The 19,537-nt window shown below is 61.0% G+C and carries 17 protein-coding genes; 14 read left to right on the top strand and 3 right to left on the bottom strand.

Features of this window, described 5'->3' with window-relative positions:
• Positions 1-295: 295 nt before the first annotated feature.
• The 8 genes from rnr to MFF34_RS23475 all read left to right on the top strand — a co-directional run bounded on the left by rnr (position 296) and on the right by MFF34_RS23475 (position 9,878).
• Positions 296-2,875, top strand: coding sequence for a ribonuclease R (gene rnr / locus MFF34_RS23510; protein ID WP_085272311.1), 2,580 nt, complete (start codon positions 296-298; stop codon positions 2,873-2,875).
• A complete protein-coding gene (gene rlmB / locus MFF34_RS23505; protein ID WP_238216713.1) occupies positions 2,872-3,618 on the top strand; it encodes a 23S rRNA (guanosine(2251)-2'-O)-methyltransferase RlmB in 747 nt (248 codons plus the stop codon). The genes rnr and rlmB overlap by 4 nt, the downstream gene beginning before the upstream one ends.
• A gap of 287 nt (positions 3,619-3,905) precedes the next feature.
• Positions 3,906-4,331, top strand: a complete 426-nt coding sequence (gene rpsF / locus MFF34_RS23500; protein WP_003249557.1) for a 30S ribosomal protein S6 — start codon at positions 3,906-3,908, stop codon at positions 4,329-4,331.
• A 28-nt stretch (positions 4,332-4,359) separates the two neighbouring features.
• The gene (gene rpsR / locus MFF34_RS23495) at positions 4,360-4,590 is read left to right on the top strand and encodes a 30S ribosomal protein S18 (protein WP_003249563.1); all 231 of its coding nucleotides are present in this window, start codon (positions 4,360-4,362) and stop codon (positions 4,588-4,590) included.
• Between the two features lie 33 nt (positions 4,591-4,623).
• On the top strand, positions 4,624-5,487 hold the full coding sequence (locus MFF34_RS23490) for a hypothetical protein (protein WP_085272312.1): 864 nt from the start codon (positions 4,624-4,626) through the stop codon (positions 5,485-5,487).
• Between the two features lie 20 nt (positions 5,488-5,507).
• Entirely contained in the window at positions 5,508-5,954 is a 447-nt protein-coding gene (gene rplI / locus MFF34_RS23485) for a 50S ribosomal protein L9 (protein WP_012316464.1), read from the top strand.
• A 113-nt stretch (positions 5,955-6,067) separates the two neighbouring features.
• Positions 6,068-7,465 carry a replicative DNA helicase gene (gene dnaB, locus MFF34_RS23480; protein ID WP_027592542.1) on the top strand — a complete coding sequence of 466 codons (1,398 nt, stop codon included), beginning with the start codon at positions 6,068-6,070 and terminating at the stop codon, positions 7,463-7,465.
• A gap of 112 nt (positions 7,466-7,577) precedes the next feature.
• Positions 7,578-9,878, top strand: a complete 2,301-nt coding sequence (locus MFF34_RS23475; protein WP_099455486.1) for a YgiQ family radical SAM protein — start codon at positions 7,578-7,580, stop codon at positions 9,876-9,878.
• Between the two features lie 139 nt (positions 9,879-10,017).
• On the opposite strand, the gene MFF34_RS23470 is transcribed toward MFF34_RS23475, so the two are convergent.
• On the bottom strand, positions 10,018-10,605 hold the full coding sequence (locus MFF34_RS23470; RefSeq protein WP_238216710.1) for a TIGR00730 family Rossman fold protein: 588 nt from the start codon (positions 10,603-10,605) through the stop codon (positions 10,018-10,020).
• 349 nt (positions 10,606-10,954) lie between these two features.
• Here MFF34_RS23470 and azu point away from each other — a divergent pair, with 349 nt between their 5' ends.
• The gene (gene azu, locus MFF34_RS23465) at positions 10,955-11,404 is read left to right on the top strand and encodes an azurin (RefSeq protein WP_043198099.1); all 450 of its coding nucleotides are present in this window, start codon (positions 10,955-10,957) and stop codon (positions 11,402-11,404) included.
• Positions 11,405-11,523: 119 nt separating this feature from the next.
• On the opposite strand, the gene nadE is transcribed toward azu, so the two are convergent.
• Together nadE and pncB are read right to left on the bottom strand one after the other, a co-directional pair.
• Complete coding sequence (gene nadE / locus MFF34_RS23460; protein WP_186702388.1) at positions 11,524-12,351, bottom strand: ammonia-dependent NAD(+) synthetase; 828 nt, start codon at positions 12,349-12,351, stop codon at positions 11,524-11,526.
• A gap of 3 nt (positions 12,352-12,354) precedes the next feature.
• Complete coding sequence (gene pncB / locus MFF34_RS23455) at positions 12,355-13,560, bottom strand: nicotinate phosphoribosyltransferase (RefSeq protein WP_238216708.1); 1,206 nt, start codon at positions 13,558-13,560, stop codon at positions 12,355-12,357.
• 471 nt (positions 13,561-14,031) lie between these two features.
• Between pncB and MFF34_RS23450 the strand changes: the two genes are divergently transcribed.
• The 5 genes from MFF34_RS23450 to MFF34_RS23430 all read left to right on the top strand — a co-directional run bounded on the left by MFF34_RS23450 (position 14,032) and on the right by MFF34_RS23430 (position 19,129).
• Positions 14,032-15,168, top strand: coding sequence for a branched-chain amino acid ABC transporter substrate-binding protein (locus tag MFF34_RS23450; RefSeq protein ID WP_027592548.1), 1,137 nt, complete (start codon positions 14,032-14,034; stop codon positions 15,166-15,168).
• Positions 15,169-15,325: 157 nt separating this feature from the next.
• On the top strand, positions 15,326-16,240 hold the full coding sequence (locus tag MFF34_RS23445; RefSeq protein ID WP_016489422.1) for a branched-chain amino acid ABC transporter permease: 915 nt from the start codon (positions 15,326-15,328) through the stop codon (positions 16,238-16,240).
• A 2-nt stretch (positions 16,241-16,242) separates the two neighbouring features.
• Positions 16,243-17,544, top strand: a complete 1,302-nt coding sequence (livM, locus tag MFF34_RS23440) for a high-affinity branched-chain amino acid ABC transporter permease LivM (RefSeq protein WP_099430571.1) — start codon at positions 16,243-16,245, stop codon at positions 17,542-17,544.
• The gene (locus MFF34_RS23435; RefSeq protein WP_027592550.1) at positions 17,541-18,416 is read left to right on the top strand and encodes an ABC transporter ATP-binding protein; all 876 of its coding nucleotides are present in this window, start codon (positions 17,541-17,543) and stop codon (positions 18,414-18,416) included. Before livM ends, MFF34_RS23435 begins: the two co-directional genes overlap by 4 nt.
• On the top strand, positions 18,413-19,129 hold the full coding sequence (locus MFF34_RS23430; protein WP_238216706.1) for an ABC transporter ATP-binding protein: 717 nt from the start codon (positions 18,413-18,415) through the stop codon (positions 19,127-19,129). Before MFF34_RS23435 ends, MFF34_RS23430 begins: the two co-directional genes overlap by 4 nt.
• Positions 19,130-19,537: the final 408 nt, after the last annotated feature.

The raw sequence follows: 19,537 nt of genomic DNA, 5'->3' as shown, positions 1-19,537 counted from the left end.
ACCAATTCCGCCACCTGGGCACACATTTCGTCGAGGTCACATGATGCTTTACATCGCGTTTCATCTCAACTACAACGTCGTCTGTCCGTCGTTGTGGTGCGCACTATACGGACGGTCCTGAGGGCTGTAAACCCCCTGATCAAAAAAAATTTCAAAAATTTCAACTTGTTGATTCTTCAGCCCTATTACACCTTCCTCGGCTCATCGCCGGGGGGCTGTCCAAGGCTGTCATTTCCGGTTTCAATACGCCTATGCCAGAATTCCTATCTATATACCCCAAGGTGAACCCCTTCTGATGGCCGATTGGCAATCCCTCGATCCCGAGGCCGCTCGCGAAGCGGAAAAATACGACAACCCTATCCCCAGCCGTGAGCTGATCCTCCAGCGTCTTGCCGATCGTGGCGAGCCGGCCGCCCGCGAGGAGCTGGCGGCAGAATTCGGTCTGTACGAGGAAGACCAGATTGAAGCCCTGCGCCGCCGCCTGCGTGCCATGGAGCGCGACGGCCAGCTTATCTATACCCGGCGTGGCACCTATGCCCCGGTAGACAAGCTGGACCTTATCTGTGGCCGCATTTCCGGCCACCGCGACGGTTTTGGCTTCCTCATCCCTGATGACAAGAGCGACGACCTGTTCCTCAGCCCTTCGCAAATGCGCCTGGTATTCGATGGCGACCGCGCCCTGGCGCGTGTATCCGGCACCGACCGCCGTGGCCGCCGTGAAGGTGTATTGGTAGAGGTCATCTCCCGCGCGCATGAAAGCGTGGTCGGGCGTTACTTCGAAGAGGGCGGTATCGGCTACGTGACGCCGGACAACCCGAAGATCCAGCAGGAAGTGCTGGTGACCGCCGGTCGCAATGGCGGTGCCAAGATCGGCCAGTTCGTCGAGATCAAGATCACGCACTGGCCCACCCCGCGCTTCCAGCCGCAAGGCGATGTGATCGAAGTGATCGGCAACTACATGGCGCCGGGCATGGAAATCGACGTTGCCCTGCGCAGCTACGACATCCCGCACGTCTGGCCCGATGACGTGGTCAAGGAAGCGCGCAAGTTCCGCTCCGAAGTGGAAGAGAAGGACAAGGAAAAGCGCATCGACCTGCGTCACCTGCCTTTCGTCACCATTGACGGCGAAGATGCCCGCGACTTCGACGATGCGGTGTATTGCGAGCCGCTGGGCAAGCTGCGCCTGTTCTCCGGTGGCTGGCGCCTGTACGTGGCGATTGCCGACGTTTCCAGCTACGTGCGCCTGGGTTCTGCCCTGGACGTCGAAGCCCAGCAGCGTGGCAACTCGGTGTACTTCCCCGAGCGCGTGGTGCCGATGCTCCCCGAAGAGCTCTCCAACGGCCTGTGTTCGCTGAACCCGCACGTCGATCGCCTGGCCATGGTCTGTGAAATGACCATCAACAAAGCCGGCCAGATGGTCGACTACCAGTTCTACGAAGGCGTGATCCACTCCCATGCCCGCCTGACCTACAACAAGGTCAGCAGCATGCTCGAGCATGCCCGCACCCGTGAAGGGAAGGCGCTGCGCGAGGAGTACAAGGAAGTCCTGCCGGACCTGAAGAGCCTCTACGCGCTCTACAAGGTGCTGCTGGACGCGCGCCACACCCGCGGCGCAATCGACTTCGAGACCCAAGAAACCCGCATCATCTTTGGCGATCAACGCAAGATCGCCGAGATCCGCCCGACCGTGCGCAACGATGCCCACAAGCTGATCGAGGAGTGCATGCTGGCGGCCAACGTGGCCACCGCCGAGTTCCTGCAGAAGCACGGCGTGCCCGCCCTGTACCGCGTGCACGATGGCCCGCCGCCGGAGCGCCTGGAAAAACTGCGCGCCTTCCTCGGTGAACTGGGCTTGTCGCTGCACAAAGGCAAGGACCCGTCGCCGAAGGATTACCAGGCCCTGCTGGCGAGCATTTCCGAGCGCCCAGACTTCCACCTGATCCAGACCGTGATGCTGCGCTCGCTGAGCCAGGCGGTGTACAGCACCGACAACAACGGCCACTTCGGCCTGAATTACGAGGCTTACACCCACTTCACCTCGCCGATCCGTCGTTACCCGGACCTGCTGGTGCACCGTGCCATCCGCAGCATCATCCGCTCCAAAGTGGATACTCCGCACGTCAAGCGTGCTGGCGCCATGAGCATTCCCAAGGCGCGCATCTACCCGTACGACGAGAACACCCTCGAGCAGCTCGGCGAGCAGTGCTCGATGACCGAACGCCGTGCCGACGAGGCGACGCGCGATGTGGTCAACTGGCTCAAGTGCGAGTTCATGAAGGACCGTGTGGGCGAGACCTTCCCGGGTGTGATTACCGCGGTGACCGGTTTCGGCTTGTTCGTCGAGCTGACGGACATTTACGTGGAAGGCCTGGTGCACGTCAGTGCGCTGCCGGGCGACTACTACCACTTCGACCCGGTTCATCATCGCCTGTCCGGCGAGCGTACCGGGCGCAGCTTCCGCTTGGGCGACACGATCGAAGTCAAGGTTATGCGCGTCGACCTGGACGAGCGCAAGATCGACTTCGAAGTCTCCGAGAAGACCCTCAGCGGGCCGATCGGTCGCAAGCAGCGTGGCGCCGCGGCGTCCGCAGACGGCAAGCCCGAGCAGCCGCAGCCGGCCACCGAGGCGAAAGCCACGCCCAAGCCGCGCAGCCGCAAAAGCGAGGCGTCCGAGGCCTACTTCCCTAAAGATGCCGTGCAGCGCAACGCTGAAGTGCGCAAGAGCCGCGAGATGAAGAAGGCGTTGATGACCGACGCTCGCAGCAGTGCCGGCAGCAAGTCGGAGAAGGGTGGCAAGCCATCCGGCAAGCCGACCAAGCATCGCAAAGGCCCGCCGAAGTCCGGTGCGCCCCGCAAGAGCAAGAGCAAGTCATGAGTCAGCTGGAAAAGATCTACGGCGTACACGCCGTGCAGGCGTTGTTGCAGCACCACCCCAAGCGGGTCAAGCAGATCTGGCTGTCGGAAGGGCGCAGTGAGCCGCGCCTGCAGAAGCTGCTGGAGCTGGCCGCAGAAAACCGCGTAGCGGTCGGCCAGGCCGAGCGCCGCGAGTTGGATGCCTGGGTCGAAGGCGTGCACCAGGGTGTGGTCGCCGAGGTCAGCCCGAGCCAGGTGTGGGGTGAATTGATGCTCGAGGAGTTGCTCGAGCGCACCGAAACGCCACCGCTGATTCTGGTCCTGGACGGCGTCACCGACCCGCACAACCTCGGCGCCTGCCTGCGCACCGCCGATGCCGCTGGCGCCACGGCGGTGGTGGTGCCCAAGGACAAGTCAGCGACCCTGACGCCGGTGGTGCGCAAGGTCGCCTGCGGCGCTGCGGAAGTGATTCCGTTGGTGGCCGTGACCAACCTGGCGCGCACGCTTGAAAAGCTTCAGCAGCGTGGCCTGTGGGTGGTCGGCACGGCCGGTGAGGCCGAGCAGGAAATCTACCAACAGGACCTGACCGGGCCGCTGGTGATGATCATGGGGGCAGAAGGCAAAGGCATGCGCCGCCTGACCCGTGAGCATTGCGATTTCCTGGTCAAGTTGCCGATGGGCGGTAGCGTCAGCAGCCTGAACGTTTCGGTGGCGACCGGCGTTTGCTTGTTTGAGGCAGTGCGCCAGCGTCAAGCCAAGCGCTGATCCACACCTGCGCGGGCCTCTTCGCGGGTAAACCCGCTCCCGCAGGGTTCGCTGAGATCCCTGTAGGAGCGGGTTTACCCGCGAAGCGGCCAGTGCAGGCTAAAGTGTTTCGGGCTGTTCAAATAATCGCCAATTACCTTGCTTGTCCGCCCCGCCTTCTCTACAATTGCGCCCCTTGCCGAGCTGGCAGGCGCTCATGTGCCTCCCCTCCATGGCAAGACATACAGTGTCATTCACTCCTTGTCTGACCAGCGTTCTGGCAGACTACTAACCCGTAAGGAGCATTCATGCGTCATTACGAAATCATCTTTCTGGTTCACCCGGACCAGAGCGAGCAAGTTGGCGGCATGGTTGAGCGTTACACCAAGCTGATCGAAGAAGATGGTGGCAAAATCCACCGCCTGGAAGACTGGGGCCGTCGTCAACTGGCCTACGCAATCAACAATGTTCACAAGGCTCACTACGTGATGCTGAACGTTGAGTGCACCGGCAAGGCCCTGGCCGAGCTGGAAGACAACTTCCGCTACAACGATGCCGTGATCCGTAACCTGGTCATCCGTCGCGACGAAGCCGTAACCGGTCAGTCCGAGATGCTGAAGGCAGAAGAGAACCGCAGCGAGCGCCGTGAGCGTCGTGAGCGTCCTGAGCATGCTGACTCCGCCGAAGGCGATGACAGCAATGACAGCGACTCCAGCGATAACGCTGACGAGTAATCCACGGACCTTTTGAGGAGCCTATTACATGGCACGTTTCTTCCGTCGTCGTAAATTCTGCCGCTTCACTGCTGAAGACGTGAAAGAGATCGACTTCAAAGATCTCAACACCCTGAAAGCTTACGTATCCGAAACCGGCAAGATCGTTCCAAGCCGTATCACCGGTACCAAAGCTCGTTATCAGCGTCAGCTGGCTACCGCTATCAAGCGCGCCCGCTTCCTGGCCCTGCTGCCCTACACCGACAGCCACGGCCGCTGAGACCGGGTCGTCGACAAGCAGTAAGGGATAAGCATGCGAGCGTTAGCTGATTTCATCATGCGCGGTCGTGTGCAGGCCACCCTGGTGGTGGTCATCAGTGCAGTGTTACCGCTGTTGTTCTGGTTGAGTGCCGCTGCCGGAAGCCTCGTGCTTCTGCGGCGCGGGTTCAAGGATGCTTCAACGGTCATCGCGTTTGGGCTTTTGCCCGCGGTGGCCATCTGGGCCTTTGGCGACCCCAGTACCTTGCTGGTGCTGTTGGGGACGCTGGGGCTGGCCGCCTTGTTGCGTGCCGGGCATTCCTGGAGCCGGGTGTTGATGTTCAGTGTTGTGTTGGGGCTGGTTTACAGCCTCATCCTGGACACGGTACTGCGTGAAACCTTCGAGGTGTTGGCCAAGGCGCTTGTACAAGCCCTGCCACAAATCGAAGGCAAGCCGGTGATCCCCGGTGAGCTGATCGGCCCTGTGCTGGTCGCTTCAACGGCGGTGATGCTGCAGCTGTTCAGCGTGCTGGCTTTGATGCTGGCGCGTTATTGGCAGGCTGCGTTGTACAACCCTGGAGGCTTCGGTCGCGAGTTTCGCGCCCTGAAGTTGCCGCGGGTAACCATGCTGGCTTTGGTGGCCATGATGGTGCTGGGTCCGTTCATCGGGCCGCAGTTCATCGTCCTGGCCTCTGCGTCCAGCCTGGTGCTCGTCTTGGCCGGCATCGCCTTGATGCATGGGCTGGTGGCACAGGGCCGATTGGCCGGTTTCTGGCTGGTAGGCATGTACGTGACGCTGCCGCTGATCATGCAGCTGATTTATCCGTTGCTCGTGGTTTTGGCCATTGTCGACAGCCTGATTGATTTTCGCGGTCGCAAGTCCCCTGAGGGGAATGACTCCGCGAACGGTGAAGGTTAAAAGTTAAGAGGTTTTACCAAATGGAACTGATCCTGCTGGAAAAAGTCGCTAACCTGGGCAACCTGGGCGACAAAGTAAAAGTTAAGGCTGGTTACGGCCGTAACTTCCTGCTGCCATTCGGCAAGGCCACCGTTGCCAACGCCGCCAACCTGGCTGCGTTCGAAGAGCGTCGCGCCGAGCTGGAAAAAGCAGCTGCTGACCGTAAATCGTCGGCTGAAAGCCGCGCTGCCCAACTGGCTGAGCTGGAAGTGACCATCACTGCCACCGCTGGCGACGAAGGCAAGCTGTTCGGTTCGATCGGCACCCACGACATCGCTGACGCCCTGACCGCCTCCGGCGTTGAAGTGGCCAAAGCTGAAGTTCGTCTGCCGAACGGCACCATCCGTCAAGTTGGCGAATACGACGTAGCCGTGCACCTGCACAGCGACGTTGAAGCCACCGTACGTGTGGTCGTCGTAGCTGCCTAAGCTGCGCTGACTGGCTGGCCGCACGCGGCCCAGCCGGTTAACATCGGGCACGGTCCTGTCTTTCACAGGCCGTGCCCTTTGTCTTTTTCGTCCCCCAGAATTTATTCGTGGCCATGAACGAGATCACCACCTCCGAACAGCTTGACCTGCAAACCGCATCCCTGAAGGTGCCGCCGCATTCCATCGAGGCCGAACAGGCTGTGCTCGGTGGCCTGATGCTGGACAACAACGCCTGGGAGCGGGTACTGGATCAGGTGTCGGATGGCGATTTCTATCGGCATGACCACCGCCTGATCTTCCGTGCCATCCACAAGCTGGTCGACCTGAACCATCCGTTCGATGTGGTCACGTTGCACGAGCAGTTGGACAAGGAGGGCGTGTCGTCGCAAGTCGGCGGCCTGGCCTACCTGGCGGAGCTGGCCAAGAACACCCCGTCGGTGGCCAACATCAAGGCCTACGCCGCGATCATTCGCGAGCGGGCCACATTGCGTCAGCTGATCAGCATCAGCACCGACATCGCCGACAACGCGTTCAACCCGCAAGGGCGCAACGCCGAAGAGATCCTCGACGACGCCGAGCGGCAGATCTTCCAGATCGCCGAGGCGCGGCCGAAGACCGGTGGCCCGGTAGGGGTCAACGAGCTGTTGACCAAGGCCATCGACCGGATCGACACGCTGTTCAACTCCGACAGCGATATCACGGGTATCTCCACCGGGTATACCGACCTGGACGAGAAGACCAGTGGCTTGCAGGCAGCCGACCTGATCATCGTCGCCGGCCGTCCATCGATGGGTAAGACCACCTTCGCCATGAACCTGGTGGAAAACGCCGTGCTGCGCAGCGACAAGGCAGTGCTGGTGTTCTCTCTCGAGATGCCAGGCGAGTCGCTGATCATGCGTATGCTCTCGTCCCTCGGCCGCATCGACCAGACCAAGGTCCGTTCCGGCCAGCTGGACGACGACGACTGGCCGCGCCTGACCTCGGCGGTCAACCTGCTCAACGACCGCAAGCTGTTCATCGACGACACCGCCGGCATCAGCCCGTCGGAAATGCGTGCGCGCACCCGTCGCCTGGCGCGTGAGCACGGTGAAATTGGCATGATCATGGTCGACTACCTGCAGTTGATGCAGATCCCGGGTTCTGCCGGTGACAACCGGACCAACGAAATTTCCGAGATCTCCCGCTCGCTCAAGGCCCTGGCCAAGGAATTCAACTGCCCGGTCATCGCCCTGTCGCAGCTGAACCGCTCCCTGGAACAGCGGCCGAACAAGCGCCCGGTGAACTCCGACTTGCGTGAATCGGGTGCAATCGAGCAGGACGCCGACGTGATCATGTTCGTCTACCGCGACGAGGTGTATCACCCGGAAACCGAGCACAAGGGCATTGCCGAGATCATCATCGGTAAACAGCGTAACGGCCCCATCGGCTTCATCCGCCTGGCCTTCATCGGCAAGTACACCCGCTTCGAGAACCTCGCGCCGGGTATGTACAACTTCGACGACGACGAATAAACGCAGGGTTTGCGTATTGCAGATGAATCCGACCTCTGCCGTCGGATTTGATCAAAATTTGTGCTATATTCCGCGCCCGCGATTTCCCTGAACACCAGAACCGGTCACTGACATGCAAGCAGCCAAACCACTCTACGACTATCCCAAGTACTGGGCCGAATGCTTCGGGCCAGCACCGTTCCTGCCAATGAGCAGGGAGGAGATGGATCAGCTCGGCTGGGATTCCTGCGACATCATCATCGTGACCGGGGACGCCTACGTCGACCACGCGTCGTTCGGCATGGCCATCATCGGCCGTCTGCTGGAAGCCCAGGGCTTCCGCGTGGGCATCATCGCCCAGCCAAACTGGCAGTCCAAAGACGACTTCATGAAGCTGGGCGAGCCGAACCTGTTCTTCGGCGTCGCGGCCGGCAACATGGATTCGATGATCAACCGCTACACCGCGGACAAGAAGATCCGTTCCGACGACGCCTACACCCCAGGCGGCATGGCCGGCAAGCGCCCTGACCGCGCCAGCCTGGTGTACAGCCAGCGTTGCAAGGAAGCCTACAAGCACGTGCCTATCGTGCTCGGTGGCATCGAGGCCTCGCTGCGCCGCATCGCCCATTATGATTACTGGCAGGACAAGGTCCGCCATTCGATCCTGATCGACGCCAGCGCCGACATCCTGCTGTACGGCAACGCCGAGCGGGCCATTGTCGAAGTCGCCCAGCGCCTGTCCCAGGGTGAGAGCATCGAACACATCACCGACGTGCGCGGCACAGCGTTCGTGCGCCGTGACACGCCGCAGGGCTGGTTCGAGATCGACTCCACCCGCATCGACCGCCCTGGCCGCGTCGATAAGATCATCAACCCCTACGTCAACACCCAAGACACCCAGGCGTGTGCCATCGAGCAAGCCAAAGGTGACGTGGAAGACCCGAACGAAGCCAAGGTGGTGCAGATTCTCGACAGCCCGGGCATGACCCGCGACAAGTCGGTGATCCGCCTGCCGTCGTTCGAGAAGGTGCGTAACGACCCGGTGCTGTATGCCCACGCCAACCGCGTGCTGCACCTGGAAACCAACCCAGGCAACGCCCGCGCCCTGGTGCAGAAGCACGGCGAAGTGGACGTGTGGTTCAACCCGCCACCCATCCCCATGACCACCGAAGAAATGGACTACGTGTTTGGCATGCCCTACGCGCGTATTCCGCACCCGGCCTATGGCAAAGAGCGCATCCCGGCGTACGAGATGATCCGCTTCTCGGTGAACATCATGCGTGGCTGCTTCGGTGGCTGCACCTTCTGCTCGATCACCGAGCACGAAGGGCGGATCATCCAGAACCGCTCCCACGAATCGATCCTGCACGAGATCGAGGAGATGCGTGACAAGGTGCCGGGCTTCACCGGCGTGGTTTCCGACCTTGGCGGCCCGACCGCCAACATGTACCGCATCGCCTGCAAGAGCCACGAGATCGAGAAGCACTGCCGCAAGCCGTCGTGCGTGTTCCCGGGTATCTGTGAAAACCTCAACACCGACCACAGCTCGTTGATCGAGCTGTACCGCAAGGCGCGTGCCTTGCCGGGTGTGAAGAAGATCCTGATCGCCTCGGGCCTGCGTTACGACCTGGCGGTCGAGTCGCCGGAGTACGTCAAGGAGCTGGTCACCCACCACGTGGGCGGCTACTTGAAGATTGCCCCGGAGCACACCGAGCGTGGCCCGCTGGACAAAATGATGAAGCCGGGCATCGGCACTTATGACCGCTTCAAGCGCATGTTCGAGAAGTTCTCGAAAGAGGCGGGCAAGGAGCAGTACCTGATCCCGTACTTCATCGCCGCGCACCCAGGCACCACCGACGAAGACATGATGAACCTGGCCCTGTGGCTCAAGGGCAACGGCTTCCGCGCCGACCAGGTGCAGGCCTTCTACCCGTCGCCCATGGCGTCGGCCACGGCCATGTACCACTCGGGCAAGAACCCGCTGCGCAAGGTGACCTACAAAAGCGAAGGCGTGGAGATCGTCAAGAGTGAGGAGCAGCGCCGTCTGCACAAGGCGTTCTTGCGTTATCACGATCCGAAGGGCTGGCCGATGCTGCGTGAGGCCCTGGAGCGCATGGGCCGTGCCGATTTGATCGGGCCAGGCAAGCACCAGCTGATTCCGCTGCACCAGCCGCAGTCCGACAGCTACCAGAGCGCCCGCCGCAAGAACTCGACGCCGGCTGGCAGCCACAAGGTGGGCAAGGAGCAGAAGATCCTGACCCAGCACACCGGCCTGCCACCGCGTGGTAGCGATGGCAGCAAACCGTGGGACAAGCGTGAGAAGGCCAAGGCCGAGGCATTTGCCCGCAACCAGCAGGCGGCCAAAGAGCGCAAGGAAGCGGCCAAGGGTGGCGGCAAGGGTAAGAAGCCGCGTCAGCCCGTTATTCCGCGCTGAGGCTTGAAGGGGGCCGCTTTGCGGCCCATCGCAGGCAAGCCAGCTCCTACAGGTACAGCGCAGGCCTTGAATGCTGCATGGTATCTGTAGGAGCTGGCTTGCCTGCGATGGGCTGCAAAGCAGCCCCAAAATCTCAATTTCAATCAGGCTTCCTGTCGACCCACTTCGGTGCTACCGGCGCGACGAATTCATTCATCCCGTCCAGCAACGCATCCGCCTGCTGCCCCAGCAGCAACATCGCCCGATGCTGCGGCCGCACGAAACCTTCCTCGACGATATGGTCAAGGAACCCGCCCAGCTTTTCATAAAAGCCATTCACATCGAGCAGGCCCAGCGGCTTGGCGTGATAGCCCAGTTGCCCCCAGGTCCACACCTCGAACAACTCCTCCAGCGTACCCAGCCCACCCGGCAGCGCGATGAAGGCATCGCTTAGTTCGGCCATGCGCGCCTTGCGCGCGTGCATGCCATCGACCACCTCCAGGCGGCTCAGGCCCTTGTGGCCCACCTCGGCGTCCAGCAGGCTTTGCGGGATAATCCCGACCACTTCGCCGCCCGCAGCCATGGCAGCATCGGCCACGATGCCCATCAAGCCGACAGCGCCGCCACCATAAACCAGGGTCAGGCCGCGCCGGGCGATGGCCTGGCCCAGGGCGACGGCCGCTTCACGGTAAGCAGGGTTGGCGCCGATGCTGGCGCCGCAGAAGACACACACGGAACGTACAAGCATTGCTCATCTCCAATCACTCAGGATGATAGGGTACGGCGCATGCCTGGCAGTTCCAAGGCCGGTGTCATTCCGGCCGGGAGAATTCGCAGATGGCACCTGTGGCACCCTGGGCATAGGCGGCAAGCAGGCTGTTCATGAAGCTGGAAATGCGCATTTGGTATTGCTCCTAAATGAGAGGTTGTCCCATCCTCCAATAAAAGGGCATGATGTGCCCTTAGATTGGTTGTATACAATCCATTGAACAATTCTACTGGCTGGCCACTTGACACCCCCTTGACCCATATCAGATAGGGGCTGAACGGTTTCAGGCAGTCTCGCAATTGATAAAACCCTGCCAAGGAGATTCATGATGTTTGCGAAAGCTGTAGCGGTATCCCTGCTGACCCTCGCCAGCGCCTCTGTCTTCGCAGCCGAATGCTCGGTGACTGTCGAATCGACGGACCAGATGTCCTATACCACCAAGGAATTCACCGTCGACAAGAGCTGCAAGGAGTTCACCGTCAAACTGACCCACTCCGGCAACCTGCCGAAGAACGTCATGGGCCATAACCTGGTGATCAGCAAGACTGCTGACATGCAGGGTATTGCCACTGAAGGCATGAGCCAGGGCATCGAAAAGGGCTACCTGAAAGAAGACAACGCCAACATCATCGCCCACACCGCGATGATCGGTGCGCCGGAGAAAGAAACCGAAGTGAAGTTCGACACGTCCAAGCTTGAAGCCGGTGGCGACTACAGCTTCTTCTGCACCTTCCCGGGCCACATCTCGATGATGAAGGGCAAGGTTGTCGTCAAGTAATTGAGTAACGGGAGGGCTTTGCCCTCCATTCGCAGCGCAAGGCTGCTCCTACAGGGGAATGCAAGCGTCTGTAGGAGCAGCCTTGCGCTGCGAATGGGCCGCAAAGCGGCCCCAGGCCCTCAAGGCGCGAACGGCAGTTCGCGCTTGTGCTGGGTCTTGCGGTAGGTCGCAACGATGATGTCGAACGCTGCCTGATCAACCGGCTGCCCCTGCAGGAACGCATCGATCTGCTGATACGTCACGCCATGTGACGCCTCGTCCGGCTTGCCCGGCTCAAGGTCTTCCAGGTCGGCTGTCGGTACCTTCTCCACCAGCGATTCCGGCGCACCAAAGCGGCGCGCAATGGCCCGTACCTGGTTTTTCACCAGCCCGCTCAGCGGGGCCAGGTCGCAGGCACCATCACCAAACTTGGTAAAGAAACCCATCACCGCTTCGGCGGCATGGTCAGTGCCGATCACCAGGCCTGCACGGGCGCCGGCGATGGTGTATTGGGCGACCATGCGGGTACGTGCCTTGACGTTGCCGACAACGAAGTCCACCAATGTTGGCGAGCCGTTTTTCAGCTCCACCACCTCAGCTGCCAACGCCTTCACTGCTGGGGCAATGTCGACGGTGTGCACTTCATCGGCCTTGATCACGTCAAGGCACGCTTGGGCGTCATGCTCGTCATGCTGCACCTGATAGGGCAAGCGCACGGCAATGAAGGTGTAGGCCTTATCGCCGGTTTCGGCACGCAGCTCGTTGATCGCGCGCTGGGCAAGCAGGGCAGCGGTCAGTGAGTCGACACCGCCACTGATGCCCAGTACCAGCGTCTTGAGCCGGGCATTGGCCAGGCACTCCTTGATGAACGCCACGCGCCGAGCCACTTCGTTGTCGAGCGCGGCGGCATCGGCGAACGGTGGCTGCACCTTGAGCGCTTGGGCAATCTCTCGCTGAACGGCTTGCATGGGTTACTCCTTGCTGGGGATTTTGAAAACGTGGCGCATGTAGGCAACGAAGTTCTCGTCGCGGCACTGGGTCTTGGCCGCCTCGTCAGAGATTTTCGCCACCGGCGAGCCATTGCAGTCGGTCATTTTAAGCACGATGTTCATCGGCGCCACACCCGGTATGTCGCAGGTCAGGTTGGTGCCGATGCCGAAACTGACATTGATGCGGCCGCGCAGGGCACGGAAGATTTCCAGCGAACGGGTCAGGTTGAGGCCGTCGGAAAACACCAGGGTTTTGGTCATCGGGTCGATACCCAGCTTCTGGTAATGGACGATGGCCTTTTCCGCCCAGGCCACTGGCTCGCCCGAGTCGTGGCGCAGGCCGTCGAACAGCTTGGCGAAGTACAGGTCGAAATCGCCTAGGAAGGCGTCCATGGTGATGCAGTCGGTCAGGGCGATGCCCAGCAGGCCGCGGTACTCGCGTACCCAGCAGTCCAGCGCGGCGCTCTGGCTGTCGATCAAGCGCGGGCCGAGCTGTTGGTGAGCCATGATCCATTCGTGGGCCATGGTCCCCAGCGGCTTGATATCCAGTTTCCATGCCAGGTCGACGTTGCTGGTGCCCACGAAACGGGCCGGGAAGTCATCACGCAGTACCCGTACCACCTCTTCCTGAACACGGCTGGAAAACCGCCGGCGGGTGCCGAAATCGGCCACTTGCAGGTCGGCCAGCTCATCGTCACTGGCATGCGCGTGCAGCCAGTCGAACTTGCGGTACAGCTGGTCACGGGCTTCGGCCAGGCGCATGTGCGGGTGCAGGTGGCGGTTGCGCACTTCGCTGATGATGGCCAACAAGGGCACTTCAAACAGGATCACGTGCAGCCACGGGCCACGCAGGCGTAGGAACAGTTGATCGTTTTCGATGCCGATGCGCACGTAGCGCAGGTTGAAGCGGAACAGGCGCAGAAACCGCAGGAAGTCTGGCTTGAGAAAGCTGATACGTTCCAGAAAGCCCAGTTGGCCTTCATCCAGGGTCAGGTCGCTTAACAGTTCGAGCTGGTTGCGGATCTCGCCGAGGTAGGGGCGCAGGTCTTCGCCGTTGCGGCAGCGAAACTCCCATTCCACGTCGGCGTCCGGGTAGTTGTGCAGCACACCCTGCATCATGGTGAGTTTGTAGAAGTCGGTGTCGAGCAGGTTGTGCACGATGCGCTCGGCGAATGCGCTCTCGCTCATCAAGGGTGGCTCCGGAAGCGGCGAATGGCGGCCATTGTGCCAGCCTTTTGCATTTTCATGTTTCTGCTGCGGCCCATTCGCGGGCAAGCCCGCTCCCATCTAGCCGGCATAACGGCCAAAACAGAGGTGTTTTTCCGTGCACCCGCTAGCCTTGAAACAGTGCTGCCTGTAGCAGTCGCGCACCAGTGGTGTGCACTTCGGTGACGTCGGCTGTTACAGGGCGGTTGCACGTAAACACTTGCCAGGGTTGCAATGATGGCACTCCACGGTTGCTCCTTGTCTGTACGTGTGGTGGCGCCTGCCGCGCGGCAGACGGTTGCACGCTCAATAAAGAAAAGGCCGTCGGTCGCCTGCCAGCCACCCTTGCTGTGTGATTTCCCGGAATACAAAACCAATGGCACGGCCCTTGCTCTGAGCACAGGGTTGAGAAGTTGTAGTGCCAACCAAAAAAAACTCTAGGAGCACCACCTCATGTCGCAGACGTTTTACAAGAAAGGTTTCCTGGCTCTGGCCGTCGCTACGGCACTGGGTATTTCTTCGTATGTTCAGGCCGACATCAAGATCGGCGTCGCAGGCCCGATGACCGGTGCCAACGCAGCGTTTGGCGAGCAGTACATGAAAGGTGCCCAGGCGGCAGCCGACAAGATCAACGCCGAAGGTGGGGTCAACGGCGAGAAGATCGTCCTGGTGAAAGGCGATGACGCCTGCGAACCGAAGCAAGCCGTGGCCGTGGCCAACCGCCTGGTCGACCAGGACAAAGTGGCAGGCGTGGTCGGCCACTTCTGCTCCTCCAACACCATCCCTGCTTCCGAGGTGTACGACGAAGCCGGTGTGATCGCCATCACCCCAGGCTCGACCAACCCGCAGGTGACCGAGCGCGGCCTTTCCGCCATGTTCCGCATGTGTGGCCGTGACGACCAGCAGGGCATCGTTGCCGGTGACTACATCGTCGATGTGCTCAAAGGCAAGAAGGTGGCCGTGCTGCACGACAAAGACACCTACGGCCAAGGCCTGGCCGATGCCACCAAGGCGCAGCTCGAGAAGCGTGGCGTGAAACCTGTGCTGTACGAAGGCCTGACCCGCGGCGAGAAAGACTTCAGCGCCGTGGTCACCAAGATCCGCTCAACCGGCGCCGACGTGGTCTATTTCGGTGGCCTGCACCCAGAGGCCGGCCCACTGGTACGCCAGCTGCGTGAGCAAGGCCTGAAAGACGTCAAGTTCATGTCCGATGATGGCATCGTCACCGACGAACTGGTGTCCACGGCGGGTGGTGCACAGTACGTCGATGGCGTGTACATGACCTTCGGCGCCGACCCGCGCCTGCTGCCGGACAGCAAGGCCGTGGTGGAAGAGTTCCGCAAGAACGGTACCGAGCCTGAAGGCTACACCCTGTACGCCTATGCCTCGTTGCAGGCGCTTGCCGCCGCGTTCAACGGCGCCAAGTCGAACAAAGGCGAAGACGCCGCCAAATGGCTCAAGGCCAACCCGGTCAAGACCGTCATGGGCGAGAAGAAGTGGGACAGCAAGGGCGACCTGACCGTCTCCGACTACGTGGTCTACCAGTGGGACAAAGACGGTAAATACCACCAGCTGGAAAAACAAAAATAATAACGGCTACCGGCCCGGGTGCTCACTGCCCCGGGCTGCAGCCCCGCGGTACCTGTCTTTATCCGTAGATCTGCACAGTTCTGCGCTGCGAGGGCCGCTGCATTCAGGGCCCGCCGTGGTAGGCGCTCGTGCAATCTCAATCAGGTGAGATTGCGTTATGGATGGTATTTTTCTGCAGCAACTGGTCAACGGCCTGACCCTCGGGTCGGTCTATGGCCTGATCGCCATCGGCTACACAATGGTCTATGGCATCATCGGCATGATCAACTTCGCGCACGGCGAGGTGTATATGATTTCCGCGTACCTCGCGGCAATCAGCCTGGCATTGCTGGCCTATTTCGGCGTCGAATCGTTCCCGCTTCTGATGCTGGGCACGCTGTTGTTCACCGTCGTCGTCACGGGCGTCTATGGCTTCACCATCGAACGCATCGCCTACAAACCCCTGCGCAACTCCACCCGTCTGGCACCGCTGATCAGTGCCATCGGTATCTCGCTGATCCTGCAAAACTATGCACAAATCAGCCAGGGCGCCCGCCAGCAAGGCGTGCCAACCCTGCTTGAAGGCGCCTTGCGGGTAGAAGTCGGCACCGGCTTCGTGCAATTGACCTACACCAAGATCTTCATCCTGATTGCCGCATTCGTCGGCATGGGCCTGCTTACCTATGTGATCAAGTACACCAAGCTCGGCCGCATGTGCCGCGCCACGCAGCAAGATCGCAAGATGGCCTCGATCCTGGGCATCAACACCGATCGGGTGATTTCCTACGTATTCGTCATCGGTGCAGTCATGGCCGCACTGGCGGGTGTGCTGATCACCATGAACTACGGCACCTTCGACTTCTATGCCGGCTTCATCATCGGCATCAAGGCGTTCACGGCGGCGGTATTGGGCGGCATCGGCTCGCTACCGGGGGCCATGCTCGGCGGCATCATCCTCGGCATCTCCGAGTCGCTGTTCTCTGGCCTGATCAACTCCGACTACAAGGACGTATTCAGCTTCTCGCTGCTGGTGATGATCCTCATCTTCCGTCCCCAAGGCCTGCTGGGTCGCCCGCTCGTGGCTAAGGTGTGAACATGTCCACTGCCAAAACTGCCCCTGTTTCCGAAACCAATGGTTTCGACCTCAAACGCAGCCTGCTGGAGACCTTCGTCGCCGGCCTGCTGGCGCTCATTGTCTTTGGTCCAGTTGTCGGCGTGGTGCTCGACGGCTACAGCTTCAATGCCGAACCCCGCCGCGTGGCGTGGCTGGTTGGCGGGGTGATGGTCGGGCGCTTCCTGCTCAGCCTGTACCTGCAGACGGGCGCCGGGCGCCGCATGCTCCAAGGCTTCGACAATGGTGGCTCGGGCGTGCATGTGAACGCGCCGGACTACAAGTCGCGGCTGCGCTACATCATCCCGGCGCTGGTGGTGATTGCCATCGTCTTCCCAATCTTCGCCAACAAGTACCTGCTGACCGTGGTCATCCTCGGCCTGATCTATGTGTTGCTGGGCCTTGGCCTGAACATCGTGGTCGGCCTGGCGGGCCTGCTCGACCTGGGTTACGTGGCGTTCTACGCCATCGGCGCCTACGGCCTGGCGTTGGGCTACCAGTACCTGGGCCTGGGCTTCTGGAGCGTGCTGCCGCTGGCGGCCATCGCGGCGGCGCTGGCGGGGTGCATACTCGGCTTCCCGGTGTTACGCATGCACGGTGACTACCTGGCGATCGTGACCCTGGGCTTTGGCGAGATCATCCGCCTGGTGCTGAACAACTGGCTGTCGTTCACCGGTGGCCCGAACGGCATGCCGGCGCCTTCGCCGACCTTCTTTGGCCTGGAATTCGGCCGTCGGGCCAAGGACGGTGGGGTGCCGATCCATGAGTTTCTTGGCATCGATTACAACGCCAACCTGAAGTTCGTGTTCATCTACGCCGTGCTGTTCCTGGTGGTGCTGGCAGTGCTGTACATCAAGCACCGGTTGACCCGCATGCCGGTCGGCCGCGCCTGGGAAGCCCTGCGTGAAGACGAGATCGCCTGCCGCTCGATGGGCCTGAACCACGTGCTGGTCAAGCTTTCGGCGTTCACCCTGGGGGCTTCCACCGCGGGCCTGGCGGGCGTGTTCTTCGCCACATACCAGGGCTTCGTCAACCCGTCGTCGTTCACCTTCTTCGAGTCGGCGCTGATCCTCGCCATCGTCGTGTTGGGTGGCATGGGCTCGACCGTCGGTGTAGTGATCGCAGCGTTTGTGCTGACCGTGGCGCCAGAGCTGCTGCGCAGCTTCTCCGAATACCGCGTGCTGCTGTTTGGCGTATTGATGGTGTTGATGATGATCTGGCGACCGCGTGGGCTGATCCGCATCAGCCGTACCGGTGTGGTCCCGCGTAAAGGAGTGGCGCCATGAACGACGATATCATTCTGTCGGTCGACAACCTGATGATGCAGTTTGGCGGCATCAAGGCGCTGAGTGACGTGAGCCTCAAGGTCCGGCGCAACCAGATCTTCGCGCTGATCGGCCCCAACGGTGCGGGCAAGACCACGGTGTTCAACTGCCTGACCGGCTTCTACAAAGCCAGCGGCGGGCGTATCGAACTGAACGTGCGCGGCAGCCAGACCAACGTCATCCAGTTGCTCGGCGAGCGCTTCCAGGCGACGGACTTCGTTTCGCCCGCGCGCTTTGCCAACCGCCTGTACTACAAGATGTTCGGCGGCACCCACCTGGTGAACCGCGCCGGCCTCGCCCGGACCTTCCAGAACATTCGCCTGTTCAAGGAAATGTCGGTGGTGGAGAACCTGTTGGTGGCCCAGCACATGTGGGTCAACCGCAACCTGCTGGCCGGCGTGCTCAACACCAAGGCCTACCGCAAGGCCGAGAGCGATGCCCTCGACCATGCGTTCTATTGGCTGGAGGTGGTCGACCTGGTCGATTGCGCCAACCGCTTGGCCGGTGAGTTGTCTTATGGCCAGCAGCGTCGCCTGGAAATCGCCCGGGCCATGTGCACGCGGCCGAAGATCATCTGCCTGGACGAACCGGCTGCCGGCCTCAACCCGCAGGAAACCGAGGCGCTCAGTGGCATGATCCGCGTGCTGCGTGACGAGCACGACATCACCGTGGTGCTGATCGAGCACGACATGGGCATGGTCATGAGCATTTCCGACCATATCGTCGTGCTTGACCATGGCAACGTGATCGCCGAAGGCGCGCCACAGGAAATCCGCAACAACCCGACGGTGATTGCCGCCTACCTGGGTGCAGACGAAGAGGAACTGGTATGAGTGCACCCATTCTCGAGCTGAAGGAGCTGGATGTGTTCTACGGGCCGATCCAGGCCCTGAAGAAGGTGTCGATGCACATCAACGAAGGCGAGACGGTGAGCCTGATCGGTGCCAACGGTGCCGGCAAGTCGACCTTGCTGATGTCGATTTTCGGCCAGCCGCGCGCGTCTTCGGGGCACATCGTTTACCGGGGGACAGACATCACCCGCAAGTCGTCGCACTACATCGCTTCCAACGGTATTGCGCAGTCACCTGAGGGGCGGCGGGTGTTCCCCGACATGACCGTCGAGGAAAACCTGATGATGGGCACCATCCCGATTGGCGATAAATACGCCAAGGAGGACATGGAGCGGATGTACGAGCTGTTCCCGCGGCTGAAGGAGCGGCGCACCCAGCGGGCCATGACCATGTCGGGGGGCGAGCAGCAGATGCTCGCCATCGCCCGCGCGCTGATGAGCCGGCCGAAGCTGTTGCTGCTCGATGAGCCCTCGCTGGGGCTGGCGCCGATCGTGGTCAAGCAGATCTTCTCCACCTTGCGTGAGTTGGCCAAGACTGGGATGACCATCTTCCTCGTTGAGCAGAATGCCAACCATGCGCTGAAGTTGTCGGACCGGGCGTATGTGATGGTCAACGGGCAGATCCGCATGACGGGCACCGGCCAGGAGTTGTTGGTGAACGAGGAAGTGCGCAGCGCCTATTTGGGCGGGCACTGAGTGATAACACTGGGGCCGCCTAGCGGCCCCAGTGCTTCAAGCCGAATGTGGACAACTTGTCGCACACCCTTCTTCAGTCTCTCCAAAAACCGTTCGCAAGCCATTGTTTCCACAGCCTTGTTTTACCCACGGATAATGTGGAGCCGCCTGTGGAAAACATGGGTGCACCTCGCTACAGCCCTTTGTTTTCATGCCTTGTAGGGTGTTGATCATTTTTTGATCGCTTTGCCCTTGTGGATGATTTTTCACGGTTTTTTACTCACAGGCTGCTGTGTTCGACACCTTGTAAAACCTGTGGGTAAGTCTGTGCAAAAACCTTGGACAGACCGCTGCAAGCGGCATGGTTGAAAGCCTTGCGCCATCACCTCAGAGATATCCACCGACCTTGGATCGCTGAAAGGGTTCCGC

This window comes from Pseudomonas sp. PAGU 2196 (assembly GCF_022179005.1).
In the GTDB taxonomy this organism is placed as follows: Bacteria; Pseudomonadota; Gammaproteobacteria; order Pseudomonadales; family Pseudomonadaceae; genus Aquipseudomonas; species Aquipseudomonas kermanshahensis.
The sequence above is the reverse complement of the archived record's forward strand: the minus strand, read 5'-3'. Positions and strand labels throughout refer to the sequence as shown.

What these genes read in the sequence shown, in the direction of transcription:
- MFF34_RS23450 (WP_027592548.1), top strand. Translation starts at nt 14,032, where the DNA reads ATGTCGCAGACGTTTTACAAGAAAGGTTTCCTGGCTCTGGCCGTCGCT.
- rnr (WP_085272311.1), top strand. Translation starts at nt 296, where the DNA reads ATGGCCGATTGGCAATCCCTCGATCCCGAGGCCGCTCGCGAAGCGGAA.
- MFF34_RS23470 (WP_238216710.1), bottom strand. Translation starts at nt 10,605, where the DNA reads ATGCTTGTACGTTCCGTGTGTGTCTTCTGCGGCGCCAGCATCGGCGCC.
- MFF34_RS23430 (WP_238216706.1), top strand. Translation starts at nt 18,413, where the DNA reads ATGAGTGCACCCATTCTCGAGCTGAAGGAGCTGGATGTGTTCTACGGG.
- rpsF (WP_003249557.1), top strand. Translation starts at nt 3,906, where the DNA reads ATGCGTCATTACGAAATCATCTTTCTGGTTCACCCGGACCAGAGCGAG.
- MFF34_RS23475 (WP_099455486.1), top strand. Translation starts at nt 7,578, where the DNA reads ATGCAAGCAGCCAAACCACTCTACGACTATCCCAAGTACTGGGCCGAA.
- nadE (WP_186702388.1), bottom strand. Translation starts at nt 12,351, where the DNA reads ATGCAAGCCGTTCAGCGAGAGATTGCCCAAGCGCTCAAGGTGCAGCCA.
- livM (WP_099430571.1), top strand. Translation starts at nt 16,243, where the DNA reads ATGTCCACTGCCAAAACTGCCCCTGTTTCCGAAACCAATGGTTTCGAC.
- dnaB (WP_027592542.1), top strand. Translation starts at nt 6,068, where the DNA reads ATGAACGAGATCACCACCTCCGAACAGCTTGACCTGCAAACCGCATCC.
- rpsR (WP_003249563.1), top strand. Translation starts at nt 4,360, where the DNA reads ATGGCACGTTTCTTCCGTCGTCGTAAATTCTGCCGCTTCACTGCTGAA.
- rplI (WP_012316464.1), top strand. Translation starts at nt 5,508, where the DNA reads ATGGAACTGATCCTGCTGGAAAAAGTCGCTAACCTGGGCAACCTGGGC.
- pncB (WP_238216708.1), bottom strand. Translation starts at nt 13,560, where the DNA reads ATGAGCGAGAGCGCATTCGCCGAGCGCATCGTGCACAACCTGCTCGAC.
- MFF34_RS23435 (WP_027592550.1), top strand. Translation starts at nt 17,541, where the DNA reads ATGAACGACGATATCATTCTGTCGGTCGACAACCTGATGATGCAGTTT.
- MFF34_RS23445 (WP_016489422.1), top strand. Translation starts at nt 15,326, where the DNA reads ATGGATGGTATTTTTCTGCAGCAACTGGTCAACGGCCTGACCCTCGGG.
- azu (WP_043198099.1), top strand. Translation starts at nt 10,955, where the DNA reads ATGTTTGCGAAAGCTGTAGCGGTATCCCTGCTGACCCTCGCCAGCGCC.
- rlmB (WP_238216713.1), top strand. Translation starts at nt 2,872, where the DNA reads ATGAGTCAGCTGGAAAAGATCTACGGCGTACACGCCGTGCAGGCGTTG.
- MFF34_RS23490 (WP_085272312.1), top strand. Translation starts at nt 4,624, where the DNA reads ATGCGAGCGTTAGCTGATTTCATCATGCGCGGTCGTGTGCAGGCCACC.